The sequence below is a fragment of the Pseudoalteromonas sp. CnMc7-15 genome (assembly GCF_022347925.1).
Taxonomy (GTDB): domain Bacteria; phylum Pseudomonadota; class Gammaproteobacteria; order Enterobacterales; family Alteromonadaceae; genus Pseudoalteromonas; species Pseudoalteromonas ruthenica.
Genome location: NZ_JAKRFT010000004.1, coordinates 248,639 through 263,264, shown reverse-complemented (window position 1 = coordinate 263,264; position 14,626 = coordinate 248,639). Strand labels below are relative to the sequence as shown.

At 45.2% G+C, this 14,626-nt stretch carries 15 protein-coding genes; 10 read left to right on the top strand and 5 right to left on the bottom strand.

The genetic code is table 11. The annotated features are described in order from the left end of the window. Positions 1 to 70: 70 nt before the first annotated feature. On the bottom strand, positions 71 to 295 hold the full coding sequence (locus MHM95_RS11655) for an SDR family NAD(P)-dependent oxidoreductase (RefSeq protein ID WP_138547814.1): 225 nt from the start codon (positions 293 to 295) through the stop codon (positions 71 to 73). A gap of 108 nt (positions 296 to 403) precedes the next feature. Here MHM95_RS11655 and MHM95_RS11650 point away from each other — a divergent pair, with 108 nt between their 5' ends. Together MHM95_RS11650 and MHM95_RS11645 are read left to right on the top strand one after the other, a co-directional pair. Next, entirely contained in the window at positions 404 to 1,114 is a 711-nt protein-coding gene (locus MHM95_RS11650; protein WP_138547815.1) for a hypothetical protein, read from the top strand. Positions 1,115 to 1,482: 368 nt separating this feature from the next. Continuing rightward, positions 1,483 to 3,243, top strand: a complete 1,761-nt coding sequence (locus MHM95_RS11645; RefSeq protein WP_239385340.1) for a hypothetical protein — start codon at positions 1,483 to 1,485, stop codon at positions 3,241 to 3,243. A gap of 742 nt (positions 3,244 to 3,985) precedes the next feature. Here MHM95_RS11645 and MHM95_RS11640 read toward each other — a convergent pair. The 3 genes from MHM95_RS11640 to ccsA form a co-directional block, all read right to left on the bottom strand. Then, positions 3,986 to 4,429 (bottom strand): hypothetical protein, encoded by a 444-nt coding sequence (locus MHM95_RS11640; protein WP_045978191.1) that lies wholly within the window; start codon positions 4,427 to 4,429, stop codon positions 3,986 to 3,988. Between the two features lie 342 nt (positions 4,430 to 4,771). Continuing rightward, a complete protein-coding gene (locus MHM95_RS11635) occupies positions 4,772 to 6,055 on the bottom strand; it encodes an HlyC/CorC family transporter (RefSeq protein ID WP_239385339.1) in 1,284 nt (427 codons plus the stop codon). Positions 6,056 to 6,145: 90 nt separating this feature from the next. Continuing rightward, positions 6,146 to 6,952 (bottom strand): cytochrome c biogenesis protein CcsA, encoded by an 807-nt coding sequence (gene ccsA, locus MHM95_RS11630; protein ID WP_045978190.1) that lies wholly within the window; start codon positions 6,950 to 6,952, stop codon positions 6,146 to 6,148. A gap of 167 nt (positions 6,953 to 7,119) precedes the next feature. On the opposite strand from ccsA, the gene ffh reads away from it, so the two are divergent. From ffh to tyrA, 8 genes are all read left to right on the top strand, one after another. Then, positions 7,120 to 8,502: a signal recognition particle protein gene (gene ffh, locus MHM95_RS11625; protein ID WP_022945758.1), complete on the top strand. Its 1,383-nt coding sequence runs from the start codon at positions 7,120 to 7,122 to the stop codon at positions 8,500 to 8,502. Between the two features lie 113 nt (positions 8,503 to 8,615). Next, positions 8,616 to 9,140 carry a DUF3750 domain-containing protein gene (locus MHM95_RS11620; RefSeq protein WP_239385338.1) on the top strand — a complete coding sequence of 175 codons (525 nt, stop codon included), beginning with the start codon at positions 8,616 to 8,618 and terminating at the stop codon, positions 9,138 to 9,140. Next, positions 9,130 to 9,633, top strand: a complete 504-nt coding sequence (locus MHM95_RS11615; RefSeq protein WP_239385337.1) for a GNAT family protein — start codon at positions 9,130 to 9,132, stop codon at positions 9,631 to 9,633. The genes MHM95_RS11620 and MHM95_RS11615 overlap by 11 nt, the downstream gene beginning before the upstream one ends. A gap of 177 nt (positions 9,634 to 9,810) precedes the next feature. Continuing rightward, positions 9,811 to 10,059 carry a 30S ribosomal protein S16 gene (gene rpsP / locus MHM95_RS11610; protein WP_022945755.1) on the top strand — a complete coding sequence of 83 codons (249 nt, stop codon included), beginning with the start codon at positions 9,811 to 9,813 and terminating at the stop codon, positions 10,057 to 10,059. Between the two features lie 17 nt (positions 10,060 to 10,076). Next, positions 10,077 to 10,613, top strand: a complete 537-nt coding sequence (gene rimM, locus MHM95_RS11605; protein WP_022945754.1) for a ribosome maturation factor RimM — start codon at positions 10,077 to 10,079, stop codon at positions 10,611 to 10,613. Continuing rightward, the gene (gene trmD, locus MHM95_RS11600) at positions 10,613 to 11,365 is read left to right on the top strand and encodes a tRNA (guanosine(37)-N1)-methyltransferase TrmD (protein WP_239385336.1); all 753 of its coding nucleotides are present in this window, start codon (positions 10,613 to 10,615) and stop codon (positions 11,363 to 11,365) included. Before rimM ends, trmD begins: the two co-directional genes overlap by 1 nt. A gap of 44 nt (positions 11,366 to 11,409) precedes the next feature. Continuing rightward, complete coding sequence (gene rplS / locus MHM95_RS11595; RefSeq protein WP_022945752.1) at positions 11,410 to 11,769, top strand: 50S ribosomal protein L19; 360 nt, start codon at positions 11,410 to 11,412, stop codon at positions 11,767 to 11,769. A gap of 216 nt (positions 11,770 to 11,985) precedes the next feature. Continuing rightward, positions 11,986 to 13,125, top strand: coding sequence for a bifunctional chorismate mutase/prephenate dehydrogenase (gene tyrA, locus MHM95_RS11590; protein WP_138547818.1), 1,140 nt, complete (start codon positions 11,986 to 11,988; stop codon positions 13,123 to 13,125). Positions 13,126 to 13,194: 69 nt separating this feature from the next. Here the strand turns inward: tyrA and MHM95_RS11585 are convergent, their stop codons facing one another. Next, positions 13,195 to 14,352: a chorismate mutase gene (locus MHM95_RS11585; protein ID WP_239385335.1), complete on the bottom strand. Its 1,158-nt coding sequence runs from the start codon at positions 14,350 to 14,352 to the stop codon at positions 13,195 to 13,197. Positions 14,353 to 14,626 lie beyond the last annotated feature (274 nt).

Here is a 14,626-nt window from a genome sequence, read left to right as displayed (position 1 = left end):
TCCCGGACAAACTGTCAACATTTCCAAAACACCTGCGTTGTTCACTAGCACTGCTAGTCGTCCTATTTTGCTATTTTGTCGACGGCATTAAACAGTTTTGCGACATATGTTCCTGCGATACGTCGGCTTGCACGGCTATACACTCGCTCCCTTTTTGTACTACTTCTTGTTTTAAAATATCTGACTCTCTGTGGTTAAGAACAATTGGGAAGCCTTCATTAACCAAACGCACCGCTGCTTTAGCTCCAACTCCCTGACTACTGCCGATGATAAGCGCAACTTTTCTCTTACCCATAACTCCATTTTGATGTATTGTCGACAATATGCAATAAATTTGGCATTTAGGTAAACTTTATATACCAAAAATATGCTATGTTGTCGACGATTTTTGCTGGTATGAGGGATGGGTTTGGATTTTTACAACATTGCCGGGACGGTAAACACAGCATTCATATTCGTTAGTTTATATGGTGTATTCTCGCAATTGAGAACAATTTGTAGAAGAAAAGCGAGTAGTGACAATAGCGTACGTCCTACTGAGCTTTTGTCTTTGAACCAATTTACAGTAAGTTACTTGGCCTATTTATCTTTTTTTGTTTACGGCTACTCAATATCGCCATTTAACCACTATATTGTCTGGCCCAGATTGATAGCGTCTATATTGGTGCTACAAATTATCATGGAAATCTTATTAGATAGAAAGTCAGTAAAATCTGCAATAAGCTTTGCAGTCGCTGCTATTAGCCTCATTCTAGCATTTGTCGGCCTCTTCTTTGGTGAGACTATCTCTGACGAGGGGAAATTGATTTCTACCTCTATCATACTCGTTGTTTCATTTTTACTTGCTCAAGGCTACTTTCATCAGATAAGGCTCATCTATAGCTCTGGACACACTGGTGCGGTCGACCTTAAAATGAGCCAGTTCATATTTATGATGGATATCTCTACGATTATATTTGCTTTAAGTATGGGATTAGTAGATGGCTGGCCGCTGTTGATGTTGGCCGTTACAAGCGGTGTCACAAAGCTGATTATAATGTACCTGTTTAGATGGGTTGATAAGAGTCCGCTTGCTGCAAAGCGCAGGAATGCTGAGCTACCCCAAAGTAGCTGATATAAATTGATTTATGCATATCAGGGGCAATGTAGCTAACTCAAAGTTTCGAATTAGCTGAGTAACAAGAAGTCCGCTTGACGAGCGGAGATGCCATCAGCAATGGCTGACGGGCATTAATAGACAAATACCGGAAGTTCAGCTCCAGTTATTTTAACTACCGTTTCATGCCTTAAGCCGCCATCTGTTGACAGTCGCCCAATAGCAGCCAAGCGATAAAACTAGCCATTTCCTTGTTTAGTTTTGGCTAATTATTTTGGAAAAAATAAAAATTAGATTATTTAAACTTTTTCATACATACATGCGACCAACGTTGCATAAAAAATAAAAAATCTCATTGAATGATACTAATTCAGGGAAAGGTCAAGATGAAGCTAATAAATAATTTGATTAACAAGGAAAATACGTTGAAGCATTTGCTTTTAAGATTCATTACCAGCATCGCTCTAGCTGTTTCGTATTCAACCTCGGCGTCCGACACTTTACAGTGTGTTTCAGATAGCTATATCTTTCCAGATAAGAAGGTAAGTAGCCTTCCGAATCCAGCAAAAACAGGTAAATACAAATACGATGTGATGACTTATGGAGAAAAACCCTATTTATTTTCTATCGATAAGCCAGATCTAGTCGCACCTGACGTCACTCTACCAAACTTTCTTGCTGACCACTCCAAAAGCCAAGGCTATAAATATGATGCCTACCATAGATTTGATAGCAAAGATTTACCTTTAGAAGCGAAAGTTTGGCTGCCACAAACTTCTGAAAAGCGGCCTGTCATTTTCTTGGTTCATGGTAACTCAGATCCCGGTTTTGATTATTTAGGAGAGATGTTTTCCAGTCGCGGTTTTTTTGTTGTTCAGGTCGATCAGACTTATTTAAATGGTTTGTGGGGAGAAAACGGTGCTCGCGGGTGGATTCTTTTAGAGCATCTAAAGCTACTTAGCGTGTGGAATAACCAACATGATCACAGATTTTATAACAAGCTGGATTTAGAAAATGTTGCTCTCATTGGCATGTCTAGAGGCGGAGAAGCCGTCGCCTTAGCTTCGACATTTAACAGTTTAAAAACGATACCGAACAGTGAAAAACCTACAGAGTTTGGGTTTGGAATTAAATCGGTAGTGGCATTAGCGCCCATGGACGGACAATACCAACACGCACACGGCAAAAACATTCTTAAGAATACTAACTATCTTGTTTTACAGGGCGGGCATGACGCCGATGTTTACCAGTTCTTAGGGAGTCAACAGTGGCAGAGGGTTGAATATGATGACGGCAAAAATTACGTGAATCATTCAATCTACATCCACAAAGCAAACCACATAAATTTCAATCAAGATATGTCTGATGATTTTCATTGGGGAGGCAGTAAGAATTTTTATAAAAAGCTCTTGACAGCTAAACAGCAAGAGCAACTAACCAAGGTATTTGTGTCAGCGTTCATTGAACTTACTTTATCTGGAAAGAAAGAATATCAGGATATATTGAGGCACCCGCCAAACTCAGAGTTTGGCTTACCCGATGATATCTATGTATCTCGGTTCAGTACTTCAACATTCTGGTCTATTGAAAACTTTGAAAGCGTTAAGACAGAAAACAAGAACTTTCAGATTAGGGTTGACAGCCAAAATGAGCCAGTGTCATTCTCGATTGAAAAGGAACGATTAAGAGGCGGGGTGGATACACCAAACAAGGTACTGAAACTGAAACTCGAAGAACAAGTTGCAACGACGCTACAACTCGCATTACCAACCTTTCATGTTATCGCTGAAGATAAACAGAGTCTAACTGTCTCTATCGCGATAGAGACATCCGAAGAGCATGAAGCATGCAGACCCTATAACTTAGCTTCTGACATTAAGATAGAGTTTCTGAATAAGAATGGTGTTGTGATAAGTAAAAAGACGAAATCTACAGCCAGTATTTCTCCGTTGCTAGTATCTGACTACTCAGAGTTAGAAAATGAAGATGTAAAATTTGCACCTACGGAACCAACTTTGCAGACAGTGGTTTTTCCGATTGAATTTTTATCTGAAGTTAAACAAGAAGAGAGCTTGATCCTTAATATAACATTCACTCCAAGACATGATATCTCAGTTATTTTGGATGACATTGGCATTATTCATTAATGCGTGTTAATGCCTAAAAAGCCTAGCTCTTGTCGTGCTGGTTTGAAAAAGGGCAAAAATAAGTCAGCGCCAACGACCGGTTTACGCACGCAAGAGAATGTCAGAATTGATACCACTTTGTTATCAGAACTGTCAGAACAAATGACAACCAATCCAGATTAAACTCTTTACTTAAATAAGGGTATGCCATTAAAAAGCCGCTTAGTGCGCCGTCAAACCAGAGGGTTATATCACTGAAATGTGTAAAGAAAACAATAAGTGCAGCGAGCCCTCGCAAGGCATTCAGCTTTCTAATTTCCAACCTAGACTCCTAATCTGAACATTATTTTTATTATAATTCGCCGTAGGGCGTGAAGAGTTAGCGCTGCAGTTGAAATTATTAACTAACATTATTGCAGCGAGTTATTGCTCATCCTTTGTAAATTTCTGAATGACATCCGTAGCGGGATTCGGTCTTGATACTCATTCCCTGTTTTCTCTTACCCGGAGAGTTTCTTTGAAACGTTCCTGAAGTAGGCAGTAGTGACTGGCCTCCGCGTAAAAGCCTCTACCAACTGTGGTTCGCGATTACAGATAGGAGGAAGCTTCCCCAGTGGTAAAGCCAAGATAGTTAGAATAAAAGCCCGCTATAAAAACAACAACAGTAAATAAACCACCACACGTGCTAATCAATACCTAGGAACTTATAATACTTCTTTATTCTGTGCAGCTTGTTGAAAATAGGTCTTATTTGGTCCGGTAATTAAAGATCCCACACTTCCAGGGTCATTCCATTTTGGTTCTGTAGCCATTCGATCATTGCTTTGCGACCCGGCTGATTGCATTTTTTATAGCCACCGGGTTTGCAAATAAAGACAAGGTTTCTAATTTTATTACCTAAGCTTCTGGCCATAAGAGCCTTAAGAATATCTTTTTCAAATTCAGTGTTTGGGTTTTTTATCCCCAATGCAATTTCCACAACCGTCTGTTCTTCGGGAAAATAAAAGTCCACCGCCATCGAGTTGTCGCCACAAATTTTTTGTTCGCTATAATCCTCGCCAAAGGCCTGTTCCGCGCGGCTGCGAACTAAATCAATGAATTGATTTGTTGAAAGGTTCCCGGCTCCAGGTCCTTTTGTATCAAAAAAACCATCCGTTTCATGCGCAATGCTTGAGGCAATTGCATAAAGCTCTTTACTGAGTTTCAAACCGTATCCTTAAGGTATGGGTAATATCGAGGTGCAACTAACAAACGCATTTGTCGCTCCTAGCTAAAGACACCTTAAAGCTTGAGCAGTGCATATTATTTATCCATAAAGTCATGAAGTTAGCAAAGGCAGAGGATAATGTCTAAGTATATGTTGGGCGCTGAAAGCGAGCATGACTCCTTAAGGGGCGTTTCTCGGACTTATTTTTTAGCGACCACAAACGCAGTCAGATTAAAAACCGATTTGGTTTGTGGGTCTTTTTATCGCTTTGCGGACGATTAGGTTGGTTACACATGGATAGAGGCTGCCACCTGGAAAAAGGTAGCAGCCCTAAAAGGGTGGCTAGTCTTTAGACTTCTTGCGACGCTTCTGTGGGAGCACACGTACCAGCTTAATCATGTTTTCTTTTACTTCCATGACCTCAATCGGGTAGCCCTCAATTTTAAGCCCTAAATTGGCGTCGGGAATATCTTCTAAATACTCGACAATCAGGCCGCTAAGAGTTTTTGGCCCATCTTGGGGAAGGTGCCAACCCATTTCTTTATTGAGGTCACGAATATTAGCACCGCCATCAACTAGCACTGAGCCATCATCCTGCTGACTGACTTCCTCGCTTGGTGGCCGGGTTTGTGTGGTGGTGAAGTCGCCAACTACTTCTTCGAGAATATCCTCAAGTGTGACTAGGCCTTGAATATCACCATATTCGTCAACAACCAAGCCAATACGCTCTTTAACCTGCTGAAACTTGTGTAGCTGGGTATTCAAAGAGGTGCCTTCGGGAATAAAGTAAATCTCCCTTACTGCGCGAAGCAGCGACGACTTATTAAACTGCTCTTTGGTGAGTAGACGAAGTGCGTCTCGAGCATGAATAAAGCCCACGGCATCATCGATTTGGTCACGGTATAAAAGCACCCGGGTGTGCTGCAAGTTGGTGAGCTGCTTACTGATCACCTTCCAGTCATCATTAACATCAATGGCGTTAATTTCATTACGCGGGATCATAATGTCCTCCACGGTGACCTGCTCAAGGTCTAAAATCGACGTCAGCATGCTTTTGTGCTTGGCCGGCAACATGGCCCCGGCTTCACTTACCACGGTTTTCAGCTCTTCTTTAGAAAGGCTGTGCTCTTCCATTTGCTCTGGGCTAAAGCCAAGCAGACGCAACAAACCGTTAGTGATCCAGTTTAGGGCAATCACAAAAGGCAAGGTTAAGCGCAGCAAATTTTTAAGAATCAGCGAGCTTGGAAAGGCGATTTTCTCTGGGTACAAAGCGGCAATGGTTTTCGGAGTCACCTCTGCAAAGACCAATAAAATAAAGGTCAACCCAAAAGTGGCCACCGCTAAGCCGACAACATCGCCAAACAGGCGAATACCAATAATCGTGGCCACTGAAGAGGCCGCAATATTAACAAGGTTATTGCCAATAAGGATCAAGCCGATAAGGCGATCAGGGCGCTTGAGTAGGCTGCTGACTCGCGTGGCTCCGGCGTGTTTTTGTTTTTCTAGGTGGCGTAGTCGAAATTTATTTATCGACAACATCCCAGTTTCGGAGCTAGAGAAGTATGCGGAGAGTACGATCAGTATTGCTAGAATGATAAACAACGTACTCGTCGATATGTCGTCCAAAGAAGGATCCTTCTATTAAAAATCAAGGTATATTAAGCGGCACTCGCCGCGCGTAGTCAAGTGAACTTGCCCTGAAGATAAAGTAATTGCTTAAAAACGCTGCAATATTACTTCTTGGACAAAGCGACTGCCAAAATAGGCAAGAGTGAGTAGGCCGGCACCGACCATAATGGTGATCACAGAGGATTTGCCGCGCCAACCTCGCAGCTTGCGGCCAATAACAACGGCTAAAAACACCCCCCAGGCGATAATGGAAAGCACCGTTTTATGCGCGTTTTCAATAGCCAGCATGGAATCTAGGAATACAAACCCAGAGAGCAGGGCGAGGCTCAACAAAGCTGTGCCAACAAACACTAATTGGTAAAGTTGACGTTCGACCACCATCAGCGGTGGCAGGTGGCTGTATACAATGGCTAGGTCTTTGCGTTTAAGGCGTTTGTCGATGAAATAAAACTGCACCGCATACAAGGTAGCAATCACCAGCACGCAATAAGCCAGCAGTGAAATAGAGATATGTGTCACTAACCCAATTTCCAGGCGAATACTTTGCACGATGATATCGTGCGGCATAAATAGGCTAGCGAGTAATAAAATAGTGGCAAACCCATACACGACAGGTAGCAATAAGGTGGCTGGAAAGCGCAATGACACGGCGGTCACTGATAATACGATAACCCAGCAGGTCAGCAGCGATACATTAATAAAAGATAGGTCTTGGCCTTGGGTGGTGAATACCGCATTTACGAGCAACACCATGTGCGTCAAAATCGCAAGCGTGCTGAGGATCACCGTGGTTTTTTGCGATGGGCCTTTGGCATCAAACAAGCGAGACAATACGTGCGCGGTAGCAGCACCGTAAAAAGCACAACTCAACAGTGTCAAAATTGTAATCAGCATGATGACCTTTTTTGCTCGTAGTTATTATTCCATCAAGAAGCCATTGTATTTAAAGCGAACACGCTTGCCTAGATCTAATTGCCTTTGCTTTGCACTTGGTGCTGGGATTTGCCCCCCGCTTTCAGTTATAATCGGCGAAAATGTAAGTAGCAACGGAATCGTTAGCGATGTTTGAAAATCTGCAGGAACGATTAGGGAAGACCCTAAAAACCATCAGTGGCCGTGGCCGCCTCACTGAAGACAATATTAAAGAGACGCTGCGTGAAGTGCGTATGGCTTTGCTTGAAGCTGACGTCGCTTTGCCCGTTGTTCGTGATTTCGTCAAGCAAGTCAAAGAGCGTGCCGTCGGCACAGAGGTGACTAAAAGCCTGACTCCTGGCCAAGTGTTTGTCAAAATAGTCCGTGAAGAGCTTGAAAAAGCCATGGGCGAGGCTAACGAAGAACTTAACCTCAATGCCCAGCCGCCCGCAGTCATTATGATGGCTGGCTTACAAGGGGCGGGTAAAACCACCAGTGTTGGCAAGTTGGCGAAGTTCCTAAAAGAGCGCAAGAAAAAGTCGGTATTGGTGGTGAGTGCCGATATTTACCGACCAGCGGCAATTAAACAACTTGAAACCCTAGCATCTGAAGTAGATGTCGAGTTTTTCCCCAGCGATACCTCGCAAGACCCAGTTGATATCGCCAATGGCGCCATTGCTCACGCCAAGAAAAAATTTATTGATGTGGTGTTAGTGGATACCGCCGGTCGTCTTCACGTTGATGAAGACATGATGAGCGAGATTAAAGCACTACACAGCGCTATTAACCCAATTGAAACGCTGTTCGTGGTTGATTCCATGACCGGTCAGGATGCGGCGAATACTGCGAAAGCTTTTGATGAAGCACTGCCACTTAGTGGCGTGATCTTAACCAAGACCGATGGTGATGCCCGAGGTGGTGCCGCGCTATCGATTCGCCATATTACTGGTAAACCCATTAAGTTTATCGGTGTTGGTGAGCGTAGCGATGCTCTAGAGCCGTTCCACCCTGATCGTGTCGCGTCGCGTATTCTCGGTATGGGCGACGTTTTGTCTCTTATCGAAGAAGTGGAAATGAAGGTCGATAAAGACAAAGCTGCAAAAGTAGCGGATAAGGTCTTTAAAGGCAGCGGCTTTACACTAGAGGACTTTGCTGACCAACTGCGACAAATGAAAAACATGGGTGGCATGATGTCCATGCTTGATAAGTTGCCAGGCATGAGTAACTTACCTGAAGGAGTAAAAGGGCAAGTTAACGACAAAACATTTGTGCAAATGGAAGCCATTATCAACTCCATGACACCGAAAGAGCGCGCGCGTCCGGAAATTATTAAAGGCTCACGCAAAAAGCGTATTGCTGCGGGCTCTGGCACACAAGTACAAGACATCAACAAGCTGCTGAAGCAATTTACACAGATGCAGAAAATGATGAAAAAGATGAAAGGCAAAGGCGGCATGATGAAAATGATGCGCGGCATGAAAGGGATGATGCCACCAGGAATGATGGGTGGTCCCGGCGGCCCTAAGTTCTGAGCCAATGCGTTATATAAAAAAAGCGTGACAACCGTCGCGCTTTTTTTTGCGTTGCAAAGCGCGTTGAGCGGTGAAATAGTAGGTTCTATATCAATGTAACAAGCGAGGTTGATATGAGAGCGCTCATTATTACTATGCTCTTTTGGGTATTGGTTGGCTGTACAAGCACGGATTGGCGTACTGCCAGTCGTGAAAGTGCGGGTATTGCGCAGCCGGTGAGTGAGCCGGGGGCGGTGATTGAGTTTTATGCTGCTGATGCATTCAGCTGGCGTGGTTGGTTTGCCGTGCATACTTGGCTTGCAATAAAAGAGCAGGGGGCACAGCAGTATACAGTGTATGAAGTGGTTGGCTGGGGCGTGGACCAAGGTCGACCGGCTTTGCGCAGCTATAAAACATCCACACCTGATCGTTACTGGTACGGTGCTGAGCCTGATAAATTTCATGTGGTCAGCGGCGCCAAAGCAGCGGAGCTTATTCCTAAAATCCAAGCTGCTGCGAAGCAGTATCCATGGGTAAACGAATACACGCTCTTTCCAGGGCCGAACAGCAATACCTTTCCCGCATGGATAGGCAGGCAAGTTCCCGAACTTGAACTGGCGATGCCTTTTAGTGCTATTGGCAGCGGTTATGGCGATTAGCTTACGTCGTTTTGCCCAAGGAGATGAGCACGCGTTAGTGTCTTTGCTCAATAATGCCCAGGTACAACGTTTCTTATCGCCCAAAATCCCTTATCCTTACACTGAGGCGGATGCCAGTTGGTGGGTTCGAGAGGGCGCTCAAAGCGAGCACATCTACGCCATTGAGCACGATAATGAGTTGATTGGCTGTATCAGTGCCACAGTGGGGCAGTTCGAGTACGCTAAATCAGCGGAGGTAGGTTATTGGCTGGGTCAGCCTTATTGGCACCAAGGCTTTGCGAGTGAGGCGCTGCAACAGCTATTAAGCAAGCTCGCTCATGGAACTGATTTGCTGCGCCTGCATGCAGTCGTATTTGCAGGGAATAAAGGTTCTCAGGCGCTGTTAGCGCGCTGTGGCTTTGTTCTCGAAGGACGACTAAGGCAAGCGATAGTGAAGCAGGGCCAGCGTTTTGATGGCCTTATTTATGGGTTATTACTTGACGACATACGCTGAACAAACCGGCCGTTAGCGACAGCTCAAAAGCCAAGATCATCATTTAACCCACACAAACCACGTATTTAATGCAGTTCTTACTTGCATTGTGGCAAAAAATTCGTACAATTCCCGAGCTTCCCTGTATGGGGAAGTTTCACTTATTAATGAAAACAGTCAATCTATTTAGAGGACGGTATGGTAACTATTCGTTTGCAACGTGGTGGCGCTAAGAAGCGTCCTTTCTATCAAATTGTGGTTGCGGATAGCCGTTTCTCGCGTGACGGTCGTTTCATCGAGAAAGTAGGTTTCTTTAACCCTATTGCTGCTGGTCAGGAAGAAAAACTTCGTCTAGACCTTGCCCGTGTTGATCACTGGGTAGGCCAAGGCGCGGCTCTTTCAGATCGCGTAGCAAAGCTAGTTAAAGACGCTCGTAAAGCGGCTTAATAGGCGTAAGTGTAACCATGAGTCAACAAGAGCAAGCCTCAACAATCGTCGTTGGCAAACTCGGAGCCCCGTATGGGATCAAGGGTTGGCTTAAGGTGCATTCATTTACTGATGATCCCCAAGGGATCTTCGATTTCAGCCCATGGTTGATAGGGCAACAAGGTAAATGGCAAACCTTTGAAGTGAGTGACTGGCGTCGCCACAACAAAGGCTTTATCGCTAAGTTTGCGCAAATTAATGACCGTGACCAAGCAATGGCTATGACCAATGCGGAAATCTCGGTTGAAGTGGCGCAATTACCAGAGCTTCCCGAAGGGGAGTTTTATTGGCGAGATCTCATCGGCATGGCCGTGGTAACCACAAAAGGTTATGACTTAGGTCAAGTTGATGACTTGATGGAGACAGGCTCGAATGATGTGCTGGTTGTGAAAGCAAACAGTAAAGATGCATTCGGCAAAGGCGAGCGTTTAATCCCATTTTTGACCGATTCGGTCATTATCAATGTGGACCACGACGAGCGTCAGATTACTGTGGACTGGGACCCAGGCTTTTAATGGCACAAATACCGTTTTGGATGGGGGTAATAAGCCTCTTTCCAGAGATGTTTTCGGCAATTACTGAGCAGGGCGTAACAGGCCGCGCAGTGAAACGTGGTTTAATCGACTTTCACTGCTGGAACCCGCGCGATTATGCAACGGATAAGCATCGTACTGTGGACGACCGCCCTTATGGTGGAGGTCCAGGCATGTTGATGATGGTTGAACCATTGAAGCAGGCCATACTCGATGCGAAAGCTGCGGCAGGCGAGGGCGCTAAGGTAATTTACATGTCCCCACAAGGGCGAAAACTAGATCAGCAAGGCGCACAAGAGCTCGCTCAGTGCGATAAACTGATTTTAGTAGCTGGTCGTTATGAAGGTATAGATGAACGGCTCATCGAATCCTATATCGATGAAGAATGGTCGATTGGGGATTTTATCCTCAGCGGCGGTGAACTACCGGCCATGACATTAATTGACGCTGTTGCGCGATTAGTGCCAGGGGTGTTAGGTCATAACCAATCGGCTGAGCAGGATTCATTTTCGGATGGCTTGCTCGATTGTCCGCACTATACCCGGCCAGAGATATTGGATGGCAAAGCGGTTCCACCGATTCTACTCAGTGGTAACCACCAAGCAATCGCAAAATGGCGGCAAAAGCAGTCATTAGGGAGAACTTGGCAAAGACGTCCAGACTTGTTGCAAAACCTAGCTCTGACTGAGGAGCAAGCGCAGTTACTTGCTGAATATCAGCAAGAAAACTCATAGCTTGTGGCTAGAAGACAGTTACACCTAGGAAAGTGAGAAATAAAATGGCAAAAGTAAACCAAAATATTATTAAAGAGCTTGAAGCTGAACAGCTTAAGCAAGACGTACCAAGCTTCGGCGCTGGTGACACAGTTGTTGTACAGGTACGTGTAAAAGAGGGTAACAAAGAGCGTCTACAGGCCTTTGAAGGTGTTGTAATCGCTAAGCGTAACCGTGGCCTACACTCTGCATTCACCGTGCGTAAAATTTCAAGCGGTGAAGGCGTTGAGCGTGTATTCCAAACGCACAGCCCACTTGTAGATAGCATCACAGTTAAGCGTCGCGGTGCAGTACGTCGCGCGAAACTTTACTACTTGCGTGAGCGTTCTGGTAAGTCTGCACGTATTAAAGAAAAACTTAATTAATACGCGCGTTTTACTAAGACGTGATAAAGCGGGCCAGCTAGTGATAGCTGGCCCGCTTTGGTTTTTACAGGCAGCGCCTTATGCTTCCTCTCGCTGCAGGTGACTCCCCGCATATTATTCAGCACCTTGTTACCTCTTGCCCCTTTTCCTGACTTACTAATATTGCTACTATCGATGTATTAATTAGTTTACCAAGTGTAATTTTAAGTTTACATCATGACCTCAGAGCAGCAGCTAGCCCAACTTCGCAATCAAATCGATGCCTGTGATACCGAACTCGTTCGCCTCCTTGCCAAGCGCAACCAAATCACCGAGCAGGTAGGCAAAATAAAGCAACAAAGCGGCGCTCCTTTGCATGCCCCCGAACGCGAGGCGGCGTTGATCGCGGCGCGGCGTAAAGAGGCTGAAGAAGCGGCGGTCAATCCTGACTTGGTCGAAGATATTTTGCGGCGTATGATGCGAGAGGCCTATCAAAACCAACAAAGTGAGTTGGCTTGTGTTTGTAAGTCGCTCAATCCGGTGGCGATTGTCGGTGGCCGTGGAGCGATGGGGCAACTATTTGCTAAGCAACTTACCCGTAGTGGTGTTGAGGTGCGTATTATTGACCGCCAAGAACAGCAAAGTGGCGAAGCTGCAAAGTTACTCAAAGGCGCTAAATGTGTGCTTATTAGTGTACCTATCAACGCCGTAGAGGAGGTTGTCGCCAACCTACCTGCTTTGGACGACGATGCCTTGCTGGTTGATATCACGTCTGTGAAAGAAAAGCCCTTAGCGGCGCTGACCAACAAACACAGCGGTCCGGTATTGGGCTTGCACCCGATGTTTGGACCAGATATTAGCCATTGGGTTAAACAAACGGTGGTGGTGTGCAAAGACGTAGAGAGTGAAGCGGGTGAGGCGTTGTTGGCTCAGCTTAAAGTGTGGGGGTGTCAACTTGTCACTATGAGCGCACGCAAACACGACGAAGCCATGCAAATAATTCAGGTTATGCGTCACTTAACCACCTTCGTATATGGCCAGTTTCTAGCTAAACAAGAACATAGCTTAGCAGAAATTCGCGATTGCTCGTCCCCTATCTATCAGCTGGAATTAATGATGGTGGGCCGTTTGTTTGCACAAAGCCCAGAGCTGTATAGCGACATCATGCTTGCGCAGTTTGAGCGCGTAGAGCCGCTCTTGGAGGCGTATAAAAATACCTATGAACATACTTTAAGCATGCTGCGTGATAAAGACAAAGAGGCGTTAATGAGCGCATTCTCTGATGCAAAAGTGTTCTTTAGTGATGCCAGCGATCAGTTCTTAAGCCAAAGCCGAGCTTTGTTAAATAAAGCTAACGATGCCAAGGTGTTAGGTTAGTATTTGCTTTATCAAAGATGTGTTCCGTGTGTAGAAAGGCATTGATGGCGCCTTTCTACACAGGCAGGATTACATTTTTGGCGTAACCGCTTTAAGTGACTCACTTTGGTAGCAGCCTAAAACGCGAATAAACTCAGTGAAGGGTTTAAGCTCTTCTAAGGCTTGATCAACATTAGGGTTGTCGATGTTCGCTTCTAAGTCGACATAAAACACCTCTTCCCAAGGGTTGCCTGGCACCGGACGAGACTCTAGTTTCACTAAGTTAATTTCACGCTGTTTGAAAATCATCAGAGCATCAGCTAAGGCGCCCACTTGCTGCGAGGTTGACATAATTAGCGATGTTTTTGTGGGGATTTGCATTGATACCTGAAGCGGTTTGCGGGCAACCACAATGAAGCGGCTGTGGTTTTCACTTTGATTAGCAATCGCCGTTTGCAGCACCTCTAACCCTAAATGCTTACCGGCCTGCGCTGAGCCAATTGCTGCGCTGTGATCGCATTCAAGCGCTGCTTTCATTGCACTGGTGGTGGAGTCGCAATGCTCGAGCTGAACCTGATCTAACCCTTGAATAAACCGGCTGCACTGAGCGAATGGCTGAGGGTGACCAAAGAGCTTATTAATATCACCCAGCTCGGTTCCTGGTTTGGCTAATACACAGTGCTCAACGCTGTGGGTTACTTCACCGACAATCGACACTTGGGCATGTTGTAAGAGATCAAACACCTCATTAATACTGCCAGAGCTGGTATTTTCAATAGGCAGTACGCCAAAGTCTGCTTGGCCTTTTTCCACTGCGCCGGTGATTTCATCAAATTGTGAACAACCAAGTTCCACGAGCTTGCCTGGGCGGCGGCTGAAATACTTATGTACGGCCAGTTGCGAGTACGAGCCTTGCCCTCCTAAGTAAGTGACTCGGTTGGTCGTCCCTAAGGCTTCGGGGTTGAGGTTTTGTTGCAACATGGCCTGTTGGTGCAACACCGAGTCCTCTAAAATACGCTGGAACACATTGTTGATATAATAAGCGTCTAACCCTAAGGATTTGCCATAACTTATCAAGTTCTCCAGCAGTGCCTGTTCCCGGGCTTCATCACGTATGGGTTTATTGTTGTTAATTTTATACTCCACAACGGAGTGTGCGATACGGCGGCGTTTAGCCAGCAAAATCAAAAGCTCGGAGTCTATTTCGTTAATATCCCGGCGCAATGCATGCAGTGTTTCGTTAGTCATTATTAGGTTTCCTCATTCCCAAAACGAAAAAAGCCTCCCGGTGGGGAGGCTTTAGCATATGGTGAATCTCACGTACTCGCTATCGGCCTCCCTAACAAGGGCGGAAGATAAAAAAGCGAAAAAATACGAAAGAGATACTGTTCATACTTTCAATCTACTGGTTCCACTCTATGCAAGTCAACAGCTAAATCGGGCTAATTTGATATTTCTCAATTTAATGTCTTAGCGCCGGTAAACTAGGTGAGTAGAAAACGTTATTGTGTTACAAATACTG